This window comes from Ancylobacter vacuolatus, assembly GCF_030813595.1.
Lineage (GTDB): Bacteria > Pseudomonadota > Alphaproteobacteria > Rhizobiales > Xanthobacteraceae > Ancylobacter > Ancylobacter vacuolatus.
This window is the reverse complement of sequence record NZ_JAUSUH010000009.1, coordinates 22,841-37,655: the sequence shown is the minus strand read 5'-3', so window position 1 is coordinate 37,655 and position 14,815 is coordinate 22,841. Positions and strand designations below refer to the sequence as shown.

Here is a 14,815-nt window from a genome sequence, read left to right as displayed (position 1 = left end):
GAGGGCGACATGCAACCGACGGCGATCGTGACAGGCGCGACAGGCGGCATCGGTGGCGTCATCGTCGCTGAGCTTACCCGGGCGGGCTATGCGGTGCTTGCACTGGGCACCAATGCGGACGCCCTCGCCGCCCTCGCCCGCCGGACCGGCTGCCGCACCCGCGCGCTCGACATCCGCGATGCGCAAGCGGTGATGGCGGCGCTGGTGGACGAGCAAGCCGACGCGCTGATCCACTGCGCCGGCATTCTCGGCCCGCAGATCCCGCTCCACGAAACCCCCGCCGACGTCGCGGAGAACCTCGTCGCGATCAATATTCTCGGCACTGTCAACGTGTTGCGGGCGGTGGTGCCGGCGATGAAGGCAGCCGATGCCGGCACCATCGTGCTGCTGGGCTCGATCTGCGGCACGGTTCCGGGCACCGGGCCGGCGCTCTACAGCGCTACCAAGGCCGCGATGCACGCCCTATCGGCCAATCTGCGGGTGGATTTGCGCGACAGCCACATCCGCGTCACTGAAATCCTGCTCGGCCGGGTGCAGACCGGCATTCACGACCAGCTTGGTGCCGACGAAGAATTCTATGACGGCTATGAGTGCCTCACTCCCGCCAACGTGGCCGCGACCATCCTGCATGTGCTGAGCAGCCCGGACTTCGTCGATCTCAGCACCATCGAAATGCTTCCGACGCGACAAGTTGTCGGCGGTGCGCTTTTCTCTAAGGGATAACAGTCACATGCCTTCGCTCTCTTTCACGCTGGACGGGGTCGCGCACGAGATCGAGCTCTATCCCGACCTCGCGCCCGTGACGATCGGCAAGGTGATCGCCAGTCTGCCGGCCGCGCTCGACATCCACTGCGCCAAGATCGCCGGGCAGCACATTTTCTGGCACGCGCCTGTCGTGGCCGACATCGAGAAGCCGGCTGACATTCTCACCCTTCCGGCCGGCACCTTCCTCTATTGGCCGGAACGCCAGTTCCTGGAGCTGATCTATGGCGATCTGCAGGCCGAGAAGGCGCAGGTCTCCGTGCTCGGGCGGCTGACCGGCGATATTGGCTGGCTGAAGGATTTCGGCCGCCGCGTGGTCGCGAACCACGGCCAGGAGCCGCTGCTGGCAGGGCTCAGCGCCAACGAGGATGCGCTCGCCCTCGCTCTACCGGAAAAGCCCTTCACCGCGCCGGGGCTGAACGCCCTGCGCGCGGCGCGCAAGGCGATGTGGCAGGCGCCGCCGGAAGAGATGTACGGCCTGCTGCGCCGGCAGGGCATGATGATCCCCTATGGCCCGCTCGCCATGGCGGAAGGCGAATTGCGCAAGCTGCACGAACTGATCTGGCGCCTGCGCAGCGCGGCCTATGGCATTGGCCCCGGCGAGCGCGCCCGCGTGCTGGCCTTCCTCATCGACGCCTTCAATGCCCGGATCGACGGCTTCTGCGCCCTGCACGCCACCGGCAAGGTGCTCGACGACGCCAAGGCGCTGCTCGGCGTGCCGGACGATGTCGACGACGTGATCGAGGAACTGGTTTTGTTCACCGGCCGCGCCGCCGCGTGGCTCGACACGTTCATTCCCTGGAACGCCCTCAACGAGGCGACGCGTACCGCCCTTGCCCGGCAGAATCTGCGCTGAGCCCACGCGCTTCTGCCGAGCGAGAACGGGCGCCTCCTCACGGGGCGCCCGTTTTTCCTATGTGCTGTACGTTCAGCTGAGGCCGAAATAGATCCGCTCGACGCGGTTCAGCACCCGGGAGGGCTCGTCGGCATAGTCGCGGATCACCGGCTCGCTTCCGTCGATCTCGACGAAAAGTCGCCATTTGCCGTCCGAGCTGTTCAGCCCGCAGGCCGGGAACATCATGTGATGGTGCCAGCTCGTGCCCGCCTTCGCCGCCCGCTCAATGGTGCCGAGCAGGGCCTCGTCCTCGTCCGAGAGGCTGGACCCGGCCGGCTTGTCGGCGAGGGCGTCCGCGCCGTGCAGCAGAGGCAGGAGCTGCTTGTTCACCGCCGTCGGCTTGTCATCGTAAAAGGCGCAGAGCGCCCGCCTCGCGTCGGTCAGCTCCAGCAGGAAGGTGTAGGCGCCGGGCTTCGGGCTGAAGGTGCAGCGGGGCGCCAGCACGTGAAAATGCCAGGCCTGATTGCTCTCGTGCGCGGCGGTCGCCGCCGCAACGATGCCGGCCTCGTCCACGACCTCAAAGTTCAGGGGCAGGCCGGAATGGCAGGACTGGCACATGGGAAATCTCCGTCTGTTCTAGCCGGTCATTCACAGCCGATGACGGCCGTAGCCGAGATCTCGACCAGCACGCCCGGAACCGGGAACGCAACCACGAGCGCGGCATTGGTCGGCAGCACATCGGCAAAGATCACGCCGAGTTCCGGGCCAACTTCCTTGAAGATATCCGGCGCCGTCACATAGGTGGTGATCTGCACGATGTCCTTCAGCGAGCCGCCGGCGGCCGCCAGCGGAAGCTCGAAATTCTTGATGATCTGGCGCAGCTGGCCGACCGCATCCTCGGGCATTTTGCCGGCGGCATAGTCCATGCCGATGGTGCCGGAAATGTACAGCGTGTCGCCGACCTTCACGGCGCGGGAATAACCGTAAAGTTTCTCGAACTGAGAGCCGGAGGAAATATTCTGACGTTTTACCATGGTGGGCTCCATCACAAACATGGCCCTCGGGCGAGGGCCCGGCGAACGACGTGTCGAACGATCAGGCGCCCGTCTTGGGCGCCATGAGGAAGCCATTGGCGAGCCAGCCGCCATCGACGGCGAGATGGTGGCCGGTGGTCATGCCCGCTTCGTCGCTGACGAGGAAGCCGCAGGCAGCCGCGACCTCGTCCGGCTCGGCGATGCGGCGCAGCGGCGTGCGCCGCGAGACCGCATCGACATCATAGATGCCGCGGTCGATCAGCCCCTGGACCATGGGTGTGCGAGTGCCGGTGGGCGCCACGCTGTTGACCCGGATGCCGAGCGGGCCCCACTCCACGGCGAGCGAATTGGTGAGATTGACCACCCCTCCCTTGGAGGCACAATAGGCGGTGCGCGCGGGGGCTCCCTGGAAGCCGTAGACCGAGCTGATATTGACGATGGAGCCGCTGCCTGCCTGCGCCATGTGCCGCGCGGCCGCCTGGCAGACGATCCAGGTGCCGATGAGGTTGACCTCGATCACCTCGCGGAAAATGTCGATGCGGGCCTCCAGTGCCGGCTCGACCACCACCACGCCGGCCGAGTTCACCACCGCGTCGATGCCGCCATAGGCGGTGACCATCGCCTCGACCACGCCGGCTATCGCGGCCTCGTCGGTGACGGAAGCGGCGTGGCTCAGCGCCTCGGTGCCCGGCGGCAGCGTGCCAATTGTGGCCGCCAGCGCCTCGGCGTCGATATCAACAAGACACAGGCGCGCGCCCTCGCCCGCGAAGAAGCGGGCGGCCGCCATGCCGATTCCATTTCCGGCGCCCGTGATGAGAACCCGCCGACCCGTATGACGCTGCATGTCCGCCTCCAATTATTATATAACAAATGACATAACCGCCGAGGGAGGCAAGAGGAAAGGTGCGTTCCTTCCGCCCTGCGCGTGCACGCAATGGCGTCGAGGTGATCAGAAATGGAGAAAAAAATTATGTAATATCAAACAGTTAAAACTATAGGCGGAGGCGACGCCCTCGTCCGTCAAATCTCCATTTGACAGGGGGCGTCAGATTTATACGATATAACAAAAAGCAACCAAGAACCTGATTGTCCGCTTGGGGTGGACATCATGCGTGCATATCGGCTTCCGCAAAGGGGAACACAAAATGACTTTAGCTCGCGTTTGGAAGAAGTTTGCAAGGCTCTGCACGCACGGTATCGGCGCGGGCGCTCTCGGCCTTGCGGTCGTCGCCGGGCTGCAGGCTGCGCCTGCCCATGCCGATGGCTACTGGTCGGAAGTGCAGAAGCGCGGCACCTTGCGCTGCGCCTCCGCCATCTCGCCGCCTTACGTCATGAAGGACCTCAAGACCGGCGAATATGGCGGTGCCTATCTCGACCTGTGCAAACAGTTCGCCGAGGTGCTCAAGGTGAAGATCGAATTCGTCGACACCACCTGGGACAACATCGTCGCTGGCCTGCAGGCCGGCAAGTGGGACATGTCGCCGGCGCTCAACCGCACCCCGGCCCGCGCCCTCGTCATCAACTACAGCGGCATCGCCGGCTATGACGAGATGAACTTCGCCTATCTTCTGGCGAGCGAAAAGACCAAGAATCCGGCCGCCGACCTCTCCACTTTCGACGTGCCCGGCATGCGCATCGGTGTGATGTCCGGTTCGGCCCAGGACCACAAGGTGACCGAGCGCTTCAAGAAGGCGCAGATCGTCCGCCTGCCGGACGCCAACGGCCTCAATCTGGCGCTGCTCTCCGGCCGCGTCGACGTGGCGGGCGCAGACTCGACCACCAACCTGCTGCTACAGACCGCCAATTCGGAAAAGGTGGGCCTGCTCGAAGCTCACCCCGCACTGATGAAGCAGGGCATCTCCTTCGGCCTGCCGCCGCAGTTGACCTATCATGACATCCAGGTGCTCAACATCTTCCTCGAAGAGAAGGTGTCCCTCGGTGCGGTCGATGCCTCGCTCAAGCACTGGAGCGAAGTGTATCTCGCCGGCGCCAAGTGAGCTGACGGTTTCTGGAGCGGGCGGCACCGCGTGGTGCCGTCCGCCTCTCAATGTGAGTAAGAGGGGTCAGCATGTCATCCAGCTTCCTGAACGTGCAAGGGCTGCGCAAGTCGTTCGGCGGGCACCTGATCGTTCTCGACGACATCAACTTCCAGATGGAAGCCGGTGAGCGTGTTGTCGTCATCGGGCCGAGCGGCAGCGGCAAGAGCACGCTGCTGCGCTGCGTGATGGGCCTGGAGAAGATCGATCGCGGCCGCATCGAGCTCGAAGGCGTGCGCTACATCGAGGCCAACCCCAAGTCCAGGAAGGATAATTTCGTCGACATCCCGGTCCGCAACAAGGTCGGGATGGTGTTTCAGCACTACACGCTGTTCCCGCATCTGACCGTGCTGGGCAACCTTATCCTCGCGCCGATGCGCGCCCGCGGCGAAAGCCGTTCGGTCGCCACGGAACGGGCCATGCAGCTGCTGGCCCGTCTTGGCCTGGAGAGCAAGGCTGGCGCCTTTCCCGGCATGCTGTCGGGCGGCCAGAAGCAGCGCGTGGCCATTGCCCGCGCCCTGCTGCTCGACCCCAAGATCATGCTTTTCGACGAGGTGACATCGGCCCTCGATCCCGAACTCGTCACCGAGGTGGAAGGGGTGATGCTCGAACTCGCCGAGCAGAAGATGTCGATGATGATCGTCACCCATGACATGTGGTTCGCCAAGCGCATCGCCACCCGGGTGATCTTCTCCGCCGAAGGCCGGATCATCGAGGACGCGCCCCCCTCGAAGATGTTCACCAACCCCTCCGAGCCGCGCACCGCGGATTTCCTGAAGAAGGTCCTTCACGTCGAGACCATTTCCTGAGGAGTGGAGACGATGGGTCGTTATACCTGGGACTTCTCGGTCATCACGGCCAACTGGGACCCGCTGATGGCGGGGCTTGCGGTCACGCTCCAGCTTACCGCGATCTGCGCCGTCATCGGCCTCATAGGCGGCTTTCTCGTCTGCCAGATGGTGATGAGCCGCATCGCGCCGCTGCGCTGGGTGGCGATCGGCTTCATCGAACTTTTCCGCTGCACCCCCGCCCTGGTCCAGATCATCTGGATCTTCTACTGCGTGCCGTATTTCTTCGGCATTTTTTACGACCCCTTCTACATGGCCATCCTGGCGCTGGGCATGAACATCACGGCCTTCAACGCCGAGGCCTACCGCGCCGCCATCCAGTCCATTCCCGCCTCGCATTACGATGCCTGCACGGCGCTCGGCCTGTCGCCGCTGAAGAAGACGATCTACGTGATCCTGCCGCAGGCGGTGCTGATGGCGATCCCGGTGCTGCTCACCAACACGATCGGCCTGCTGCAGCAGACGTCGCTGGTGGCGATCGTGGCCATTGCCGACCTCATGTATGAGGGCAAGACGCTGGCCACCCAGACCTACCGTCCGATCGAGATCTACACCACGGTCGCCTTCATCTATTTCGCGCTCTCGGTCCCGCTCTCGCAGGTCGTGGGCCTGTGCGAGCGTCGCCTGCGCTCGCGCCTGGCGTGAGGAGAAGGACGAGATGAACATCACCGCCGCCCTCGGTTTCCTGTGGGACTATCGCCTGGCGCTGTCCATCGGTCTTGGCAACACGCTGTATTTCACCGCGCTCGGCCTCGCCTTCGGCCTCACACTCGGTTTCCTTGTGAGCGTGGTGCGCCAGGCCGGCCATCCGGTGCTGCGGGTGATCGCCACGACCTATGTGGAGATCTTCCGCGGCACGCCGGTGCTGATCCAGCTGTTCTGGTTTTTCTTCTGCCTGCCGGCGATCCTCGGCATGGAACTGGGCAATGTGTTTTCCACCGTGCTCACCCTTTCGCTCTATATGGGCGCCATTTCCAGCGAGAGCTTTCGCGCGGCGCTCAAATCCATCGGCGCCGAGCAGCGCGATGCCTGCGTCGCCCTCGGCCTGCCGGCGCGGGTGAGTGTTCCTTATGTGATCCTGCCCCAGACGGTGCTGCGCGCCGTCCCGACGCTGCTCTCCAACTGCGTGACCCTGTTCAAGGAAAGCGCGCTGGTCTCGGCCGTCGGCATGGCGGACCTGATGTATCAGGGCCAGATGATTGCCGATTCGACCGCGCGGCCGATCGAGATTCTCACCGCCACGGCGTTGATCTATTTCGTCATCGCGTTCTCGGTGACGCGGATCGTCTCTTTCTACGAGCGGGGCTATCTCGCCCGTATGCGGCTGTAGACTCGCGCCAAGGCGCGGCTTTCCCGGCGGCCGGTCGATCATTCATTGCGCGTCTCCCCGGAGGCGACCGTGCCGGTGCTTCCAGCGATGAACATGCCCATGCCGCCGATGCCGCCTTTTGCGGGGGGACGCGGAAGCCCTCCCGCCTGGTCGGGAGATGGAGGCGCGGCGTTACGGCCATTGCCTGCCGGCCAAGGGATAGCCGAGCCGGCGCCGCTCCTGGTGATGGCCTTCATGAGCTTCGGCAGCGAGGCACCGTTCCCGCATCCGCAGGGCGCGGAAGGCACATCGCTTGTCGGCCCCCTGAGTGGGTGTTACCGTACCAACAAACAGATAATGTCTTGATGCAACCTGGACGGCTGGAAACATGGCAAGCCGCTTGATGAGCGACATCGCCGCGCTACGGCCGGCGGACCGGCCAGCCTCGGATCATCGGCCTGATGGAGCCATAGCCGGGAATAGACGAACGGGATCGGTGTCCGATTCCAGCCAGATCGAGGTTGGAGTTGAGGCATGTCGCGTCGTCCCGACTCTCTGCCCCTGAGCGAGCCATGCCCCCCATCTTCCGCCGTTTCCGATGCCTCACATTGAGCGATCCTCGGCTGATAGCGGTGGGATACGTCCGCGAAACAGGCGAGCCGCCATCACTCAAGCTTCATCGTCGCGGGACGGGTCACCTCTTCTGCGCGGCATGCAACGTGGCTACACGGGGCCAATCCGCTCCAGATGCGGTCGGTCGCTCGGCGCATGGGCTAAGTTAGCACTTCTTTACTACGTATCCGGGGTCGGATAGGGGCGATGGGCAGATATTCCAGAGATTTCATTGCATTTGTCAGGAAATACCTGAAGTACGATCTTCGGCGGGAGATTGTCGCGTGGTGGAATATTGCCATATTCTATCTGCCGATCGGCGTCGTCGTCGCCGCGCTTTTTCTTGCGATTCTGGTGTATATCGAGCCCTTTCCACGCGAGCCTACGGTTCTAGCCATCGGCCAGCGTGGCACGCTGAGCAACCAGCTCGGTGGCGCCTTCCAGTCCTATTTCGAGCGCCAGGGCCTGCCGCTGGACATCCGAAGCCGGTCCGGCCTTGATGCCGTTGAAAAGGACATTCGCGACCCGGGGTCGGATATCAATGCCAGCTTCGTCGTGTCGGGAGCGGGGTCGCCGGCGGACTATCCTGGCCTCGTCTCCCTCGGCAATGTGGCGATTGCACCCGCCTGGCTGTTCTACCGGGGCGACACGGTGCAGGTCGACGATCCCTTTCAGTATTACCGTAACAAGCAGATCGCCGTCGGCGCGCCGGGCACGGTCAGCGCGAGGCTGTTCTCCACCCTCATGGACCTGAACAATCCGGGCACGGGGGACCAGCCGAATTTCCTCAAGCTCCCGCATGTAGAGGCGGTGGAACAGCTTCGCGCCGGCAAGATCGACGCGGTCTTCATCGTCGATGGCTTCAGTTCGCCGGTCATTCAGCAGATGCTGAGCGATCCGAACCTCAAGCTGATGAACTTCCCCCTTGTCGACGCCTATGTCCGCCGGCTGCCTTTCCTGCAGAAGGTGACGGTGCCGCGCGGCGCCATCGACATCGCGGACATCAGGCCCGAGAGCGACATCGCCTTGCTCGCGTCCTCGGTGAATCTCCTCGTGGAGAAGGAACTGCATCCCGTCGTGCAGTGGACTTTTCTGCTTGCGGCGCGCGATATCAATTTGAAATCCGACAACTTCTTCCCCGCGGCCGACACCTTCCCGAAATACAGGGACCGAAGGTTTTCGCTGAGCCCTATCGCGACCCGTTTCTATACCGGCGGCGTTCCGGCTATTTTCAGCTATCTGCCTCTTTGGCTTGCCGCGCTACTGGAGAATGTCTGGGTTGTGCTGCTCGCCCTGCTTCTGCTCGGCTTGCCCGTCTTCAACAAGATCATCGGCTTTCGTGGCTTCGCCTCCCAGAAATTGCTCTGGCTTCATTTCTGGGAGCTTCGCTATCTCGAGGATGAGCTCGTGGCGGCTCGTACCGCCGAAGACATGGCATCGGTGATCGAGCGTCTAACAGTTCTGGATACGAAAACGGCCGAAACCTGGGTGCAGGACGATCAGATGCGGCACTATTTCAATCTCAGGCGTAGCATCAACAGCACGATCCAGGATGCGCAGAAGAAGATCGCCCTTCTGAAGAAATTCTGAACAGCATGTTGGGCATTTGGGGGCCGCTGATCGATGTCTCTTTCATTCCTGCAATATCTGTCGGACACGCAGCTCCTGGTGCTGATACCGGCACTTTCCTGCCTCGCCCTGCTGCTGGCGACGGCCGTGCTCAGGTCCATGAACGTCAGATGGAGCTGGTTCGACTATGACAGCGACATCGTCGACACGGCGACCCAGAACACCATGTCGGGCGCCTATGTGGTGCTCGGCTTCGTTCTCGCGCTCGTCATGACCACCGCATCCAGCCTCGACGACAAGGTTTCGCAGGAGGCGCAGGTCATCAAGAGCCTGAACCGGCTGCTGATCCTCGAAGGCACCGAACCGGCACTGGACGCGCGGAAAGCACTGCTCGCCTATACACAGTCCATCATCACCGACGAATGGCCGGTGCTGAAGGAGGGGCATGGCAGCGAGACCACCTCAAAGGCGCTCGCCGATGTGTTCTGGCAGATCGATCGGATCGATCCCCAATCGGCAAAGAGTGTCGCCGAGTTCTCCAAGATCCTGGATACGGTGGAGCTTGCGGCTCAGATGCGCAACGACCGCATATTGAGCGTGAACAGCGCCTTGCCCAGCATGTTCTATACGGTGAGCCTGCTGAGCATTTTCGGCGTCATCATCATCTGCGGTCTGCGGCTGGTCGAGGCAACGCCGGTCCGGGCCATCACGCTGACCGTCCAACTGATCATGCTGACACTCTTGCTTGCCGCCATCGCGATCATCGACCTTCCTTATCTCGGCGACACGACAACGTCGGCCGAGAGCCTGCAGGACGTCTATAACGGCCTGAAGCTGCAGGATCCGACCCTCCGTCCGGGGGCGTCGTGACCATGGCCGACACATGTGTGGAACTCCTTCAGGGGCCCGTCACCGGCACGCTGCGCTTGAAGGCGGGCGTCACCTATGTCGTGACCACGGACGTTCGCGTTCGCAAGGGAGCGCGGCTCGTCGTCGAGGACGGGGTCAGTATCCTCATCCTCAACGGCCTTGTGCCCACAAGCCCGATCGGCCATGCGGCGCTCATCTTCGAGCAGGGTTCTTCGCTTGACGCGGCACGCCTGTATATACGGGCCTGCAACCACCTCTTCCGCCCGGTGAGGAAGGCCGACAATGGTGGGGTCTGGTTCTTCGGTGCTTATCGCAGCGCGGAAAAGGACGGGCTGGACGTCACGGCCGCAGGCCCAAGCGCGGCGTCGTATTTCAGTGCCGCCTTGATCGCGGTCTACCATCTCGGCCACGGCGACCCGGCGGTTCCGAGCAACGATCCCATGCTGGACGACAGGGACGGGTTCTCCCTTATGGGAGTGGGGCCGCAGGAGTGGCGGGTTGGCGAGCTCAGAAGCTTCCATTCCGGCGATGACGGGCTCGATCTCACCAATTCGCAGATCAGGCTGCAGCGCCTTCAGGTGGTGGCGCCCGCCGAGGACGGCATCAATCTCAGCAGCAGCAAACTTGAGGTGGCGCGGAGCCTGGTGGTCGACGTGTCGATGACGCACGTGCCAGACCGCGACATCTTCGATTTCGAGGTCGATGACGGCCCGAGCTATGTGGAGATTGCCCGGCACTGCCATGTCGATATCTCCGGCGTGTTTGGCGACCAGTTGCATCTCGTGAGCCCGGACATGCCGGCGGCCAACCATGCGGAGGATGTTCCCTACCGCTTCAAGGGTGCCCTCCGGCAATCGCCCGCGCTGGTCTACTCGCTGAACGAGGATTGAGAAGGAGGTGCGGGCATGACCAGCGAACGCCAGGCGAGGCCTTTTCGCGCGAGGGAGCGCCGGCCTGTGGCCGTCCTTCTGCTTGGATTTGTGCTGGCTGTCGCTTCCGGGGTGAGCGACGCGGCTGAACCGCGCGTGCAAGCCTGCCCCCTCAACCCGCCCTCGCTGCCGTCGGGGGAGGTGCTTCATTGGGCCTCGCCGCCGGAGGCCAATAAGGACGACAAGGCTCCGGCGCCCTGCGCGGCCTGCGCAGACCCCGTCAATGCGTCAGCGGGGACCTGCGCCGTCTTCCGGTTTCTTGCCTCCGACGCCTGTGCCAGCGGCCGCTGCGCTGATGCGCAGGGAGAGTTCATACGCGGCAGCAATGACGGACATGATTTCTTCCTGCAGTACGACACCCGCTATCGTGATCCCGATCGCTATCCGCGCGCACGTGGGGAGAACTGCCGTTTTGTGCTTTGGGCGATCCCGCCCGTGATCGGGATCGAGGACGTGCCCGGCTATGCCGAGCGCAATTACTGGCAGGACGCCTATGTCGCCTCGCAGACCATGGTCGAGCCGCCCTTTGCAAAGGACGATCTCGCCTTCGCCATTCAGCCCCCGACGACGCGCGGCCAGCACCAGTTCCACATTCACATCGGGACGTTGAAGCCCGCCTATCGCACCGCGCTGGCGGGGTTGGCGCGCGATGCTGCGAGCGTCCGCATCAACGGCTTGAATTTTTACGCCCGCTTCATCGCGGTACCTGCCGGGAGCCATCCATTCGCCGGCATCGACATCTCGGCCATCGTCCGGACCATGCTGCCCCGAGGCGCAGCGGATCTTCCGCTCCATGGCGTGATGGCGACCCTCACCGATGACGGCAGGGGCCTTTGGATCCTGTCTGCCGAACGGTTCGAGCGATCCGAGTTGAACTACATCAGCCCGACGGACTGCCGCCTGCGCTTATCACGCGGATAACCTCACTTCGGCGGAAGCTCGCAGCGCTCTTCGGTGGCAGCGCAATGCGGCATCAACGTCGCGGCCTGACGCAACTGTTAGAATTGCTGGTTGAATGGCGCAGGGGGATGCATTTCCGGGAATGCCGAATTCCTGAAGGAACGGAATCCCGGCACCCACATCGTCGCAGTTGAACCTGATCAGGGTCCGCAACATTTCCGGCGGGTTCACGGGAGGGTCTCGCAAATTGGAAGGCATCGGGCTGTCCTTCACGCCCAAAATCCTGCGGCGCGACCTGATCGATGAGGTCATCCAGGTGACTGACGCAGCCGCTTACTAAAGTGCGCGCACTATGGCGCGGCATGAAGGCATTTTCGGTGGCGCGACCTCCGGCGCAAACGTATTGGCAGCCAGGCAGATGCCCGCCGCATTGGCCCCGGGAAGAATGTGGTCACAGTCATTGTCGACACCGGACTGCGATACCTGAAAGGTGACCTCTATGACTGAAGCTGCCAGATGGAACATGCAGCCGCTTTGGCCTCGGCCTGGGCTGGGGGGTGCGGATGGCGAGGGCTAGAATGGTCCCGGTGCGAGGGGTTCAGTTGACCGCATCGCATTTGCGCGAATTTCTGAGCAGTGGCGGAGGGAGCGGGATTCGAACCCGCGATACGGTTTCCCGTATACACACTTTCCAGGCGTGCGCCTTCAACCACTCGGCCACCCCTCCGTCGCCGGCCCGGGGCCGGATGCCTTCGATTGCGGCAGGGCTAGCCCACGACGCATCGAAGAGGCGCGGAATATAGCGAAGCGCGCCACTCTGGCAAGCGCCACGCACCCGGACGCGACGTCAATCGTGCCAGGCTGTTGAAAAGCGCGGTCCCGGGCCATCGGACGGCCCGGCTTGCCGGCATCTTTCCCGCGTCCGGCGGGTCGGCGCGGGGCGCCGTCGGCATTCCGGGCGCGGGGCGCGGACGGTTTACCCGGTTCAGTTCAGCGGCGGCCCGATCGCGGTGATGGCGCAGCTGGCGGCGTCGGCCTTTGGGCCCATCAGGTTCACCCGGTCCTGGCCGGTCGCGCCGGCGACGATGTTGTAGATCGTGGTGCCCGCCGAGCCCGCTGGCTTGCCCTTGGCAGTAAAGCTGCACTCGACCGCAACCGAGCCGACCGTGGCGGCGGTGTTGTTGGCGACCGTCACCCCCATCACCGTTCCCACGTCATTGGTGAACAGGTCGCCCTGGGTGAGGGACAGGCCGGCGAAGCGGGCGTCGCCCGCCTGCGCCAGGGCGGCCGGCGCGGCCCCCGGCAGCAGAAGCGCCGCCGCGGGCAGGGCTGCGAGCGACAGGGCGGCCAGGAGAGCGCGGCGACGAAAGAACGTGTGCGACATGGAGGGCCTCGCGGTCCGGCGCGGCGTCCGGACCGGAACTCGGGCTGCAAGCTCGCCGCGCCGTCGCAGCCTAGTCGATGCGCGGTAAAAGTCGAGCCACCCCCGGCTCCCGCAAGGTCGACCTCCGGCCCCGCCGCGGCGCCAGGGCCGACAGATGGCGCCCAGGCGCAAGATCTTCCGGTGTGGCGGCAGCTGGTCGCGTCTACGGGCATCCAAAAGGTGCCTCGATGCCACGCTCAACACGGGTGAGGCGAACTATAGCGACCGTTTCCGGCGGAAAAATAGACCACCTGAAGGGGATTCGCCGTGCTCTCGCGTGGCCTGATGTGCAAGATGACGGATGTATGTTTCTCGATTTTCTATTTCTGGAGCATTTCTTTTTATTGAATACGCGAAAGTAGGCGCAACTAGACAAGGGGGCGGTCGGCGGTATAGTCCGTTGGCGGAAATGGCGCCACGGGAGAGTGGAATGGGTCCGAGCGTGAGTAAGGCCGGTCGGCGGCGTGCGGGAGCCGGATGGCTCGGCGTCGGGATGATGTCCGTGCTGCTGGCGGCGTGCTCGGAAGAGAACAAATACGTCCCGCCCCCGCCGCCGCAGGTCACGGTGGCCGCGCCCGTCCAGCAGGCGGTGACGCAGTATCTCGAATTCACCGGCAACACGGCTTCCATCAACACGGTCGATCTGGTCGCCCGTGTCGAAGGCTTCCTGATGTCGATCGACTACAAGGACGGTGCGGTGATGAAGAAGGGCGACCGCCTCTTCCTCATCCAGCAGAACACCTATGAGGCCGATCTCGACCAGGCGAAGGCGCAGCTCGCCTCGGCCGAGGCCCAGCTCACCAACAACCAGGCCGAATATCAGCGCCAGGCCACGCTCGGCCAGCAGGACTTCTCCTCGCAGGCGACCGTTGACAAGGCGCGCGCGGCGAGGGACGAGGCCGCTGCCTCGGTGGACGCGGCCAAGGCCAATATCGAGATCGCCACCATCAATCTGGGCTACACCACGGTGCTGGCGCCGTTTGACGGCATCGTCACCCGCCACCTCGCCGATGTCGGCCAGTTGGTCGGCCACACCCAGCCTACCAAGCTCGCCACCATCGTGCAGATGAACCCGATCTACGCCTATTTCAACATCGGCGAGAACCAGGTCCTGCGTATCAAGCAGGCGCTGGCGGCACAGGGCCGGACCATCGAGGATGTGAAGCAGATCGAGATCGATCTCGGCCTGCAGGACGAGGGCGACGAGTACCCGCACAAGGGTCGGCTCGACTATGTCTCGCCGGAAGTGGATCCCGCCACTGGCACGCTCCTCGTGCGCGGCGTGTTCGACAACCCGACGCTGCAGCTGCTGCCCGGCTTTTTCGTGCGCGTGCGCATTCCCGCCAAGCAGATTCCCAATGCCTTCCTCGTCGCCGATACGGCAATCGGCACCGCGCAGCAGGGCAAATATGTGCTGGTGGTGAACAAGGACGACGTGGTCGAGCAGAAGATCGTCACCGTCGGCCAGCAGATCGGCGACTACCGGGTGATCGAATCCGGCCTTGCGGCCGGCGATCGCGTGGTGGTGGGCGGCATCCAGCGGGCGACGCCGGGCTCGAAGGTTGCGCCGGTCGAAGGCAAGGCGGATGGCGCCGCGGCGGCGACGCCCGACGCTGCCAAGACCGACGCCTCCAAGACCGACACCTCCAAGGCCGAGGCCGCGGCCCCGGCCAAGCCGGCGAACTGAC

15 protein-coding genes and 1 tRNA gene are annotated in these 14,815 nt (G+C 63.9%); 11 read left to right on the top strand and 5 right to left on the bottom strand.

What is annotated here, in order from left to right:
• Positions 1-9 precede the first annotated feature (9 nt).
• Both J2S76_RS17390 and J2S76_RS17385 read left to right on the top strand, forming a co-directional pair.
• The gene (locus J2S76_RS17390) at positions 10-723 is read left to right on the top strand and encodes an SDR family oxidoreductase (RefSeq protein WP_307062409.1); all 714 of its coding nucleotides are present in this window, start codon (positions 10-12) and stop codon (positions 721-723) included.
• Positions 724-730: 7 nt separating this feature from the next.
• On the top strand, positions 731-1,618 hold the full coding sequence (locus tag J2S76_RS17385; protein WP_307062407.1) for a hypothetical protein: 888 nt from the start codon (positions 731-733) through the stop codon (positions 1,616-1,618).
• Positions 1,619-1,690: 72 nt separating this feature from the next.
• On the opposite strand, the gene J2S76_RS17380 is transcribed toward J2S76_RS17385, so the two are convergent.
• The 3 genes from J2S76_RS17380 to J2S76_RS17370 all read right to left on the bottom strand — a co-directional run bounded on the left by J2S76_RS17380 (position 1,691) and on the right by J2S76_RS17370 (position 3,475).
• Complete coding sequence (locus tag J2S76_RS17380; RefSeq protein WP_307062405.1) at positions 1,691-2,215, bottom strand: hypothetical protein; 525 nt, start codon at positions 2,213-2,215, stop codon at positions 1,691-1,693.
• 26 nt (positions 2,216-2,241) lie between these two features.
• Positions 2,242-2,631 carry a Rid family hydrolase gene (locus J2S76_RS17375; protein WP_307062403.1) on the bottom strand — a complete coding sequence of 130 codons (390 nt, stop codon included), beginning with the start codon at positions 2,629-2,631 and terminating at the stop codon, positions 2,242-2,244.
• 61 nt (positions 2,632-2,692) lie between these two features.
• The gene (locus J2S76_RS17370; protein ID WP_307062401.1) at positions 2,693-3,475 is read right to left on the bottom strand and encodes an SDR family NAD(P)-dependent oxidoreductase; all 783 of its coding nucleotides are present in this window, start codon (positions 3,473-3,475) and stop codon (positions 2,693-2,695) included.
• 301 nt (positions 3,476-3,776) lie between these two features.
• On the opposite strand from J2S76_RS17370, the gene J2S76_RS17365 reads away from it, so the two are divergent.
• The 8 genes from J2S76_RS17365 to J2S76_RS17330 all read left to right on the top strand — a co-directional run bounded on the left by J2S76_RS17365 (position 3,777) and on the right by J2S76_RS17330 (position 11,725).
• A complete protein-coding gene (locus tag J2S76_RS17365) occupies positions 3,777-4,628 on the top strand; it encodes a substrate-binding periplasmic protein (RefSeq protein ID WP_307062399.1) in 852 nt (283 codons plus the stop codon).
• Between the two features lie 71 nt (positions 4,629-4,699).
• Positions 4,700-5,476: an amino acid ABC transporter ATP-binding protein gene (locus J2S76_RS17360; RefSeq protein ID WP_307062397.1), complete on the top strand. Its 777-nt coding sequence runs from the start codon at positions 4,700-4,702 to the stop codon at positions 5,474-5,476.
• 12 nt (positions 5,477-5,488) lie between these two features.
• Positions 5,489-6,160 carry an amino acid ABC transporter permease gene (locus J2S76_RS17355; protein ID WP_307062395.1) on the top strand — a complete coding sequence of 224 codons (672 nt, stop codon included), beginning with the start codon at positions 5,489-5,491 and terminating at the stop codon, positions 6,158-6,160.
• Positions 6,161-6,173: 13 nt separating this feature from the next.
• Complete coding sequence (locus J2S76_RS17350) at positions 6,174-6,845, top strand: amino acid ABC transporter permease (RefSeq protein WP_307062393.1); 672 nt, start codon at positions 6,174-6,176, stop codon at positions 6,843-6,845.
• A gap of 798 nt (positions 6,846-7,643) precedes the next feature.
• Positions 7,644-9,026: a TAXI family TRAP transporter solute-binding subunit gene (locus J2S76_RS17345; RefSeq protein WP_307062392.1), complete on the top strand. Its 1,383-nt coding sequence runs from the start codon at positions 7,644-7,646 to the stop codon at positions 9,024-9,026.
• 33 nt (positions 9,027-9,059) lie between these two features.
• Positions 9,060-9,875, top strand: a complete 816-nt coding sequence (locus J2S76_RS17340; RefSeq protein WP_307062390.1) for a bestrophin-like domain — start codon at positions 9,060-9,062, stop codon at positions 9,873-9,875.
• Positions 9,876-9,877: 2 nt separating this feature from the next.
• Entirely contained in the window at positions 9,878-10,765 is an 888-nt protein-coding gene (locus tag J2S76_RS17335) for a hypothetical protein (protein ID WP_307062388.1), read from the top strand.
• A gap of 15 nt (positions 10,766-10,780) precedes the next feature.
• Positions 10,781-11,725 carry a CDP-diacylglycerol diphosphatase gene (locus tag J2S76_RS17330; RefSeq protein WP_307062387.1) on the top strand — a complete coding sequence of 315 codons (945 nt, stop codon included), beginning with the start codon at positions 10,781-10,783 and terminating at the stop codon, positions 11,723-11,725.
• Between the two features lie 616 nt (positions 11,726-12,341).
• Here J2S76_RS17330 and J2S76_RS17325 read toward each other — a convergent pair.
• Together J2S76_RS17325 and J2S76_RS17320 are read right to left on the bottom strand one after the other, a co-directional pair.
• A tRNA-Ser gene (locus tag J2S76_RS17325) sits at positions 12,342-12,431 on the bottom strand.
• Between the two features lie 258 nt (positions 12,432-12,689).
• Positions 12,690-13,088 (bottom strand): hypothetical protein, encoded by a 399-nt coding sequence (locus J2S76_RS17320; RefSeq protein ID WP_307062385.1) that lies wholly within the window; start codon positions 13,086-13,088, stop codon positions 12,690-12,692.
• 532 nt (positions 13,089-13,620) lie between these two features.
• On the opposite strand from J2S76_RS17320, the gene J2S76_RS17315 reads away from it, so the two are divergent.
• Positions 13,621-14,814: an efflux RND transporter periplasmic adaptor subunit gene (locus J2S76_RS17315; protein ID WP_307062712.1), complete on the top strand. Its 1,194-nt coding sequence runs from the start codon at positions 13,621-13,623 to the stop codon at positions 14,812-14,814.
• Position 14,815: the final 1 nt, after the last annotated feature.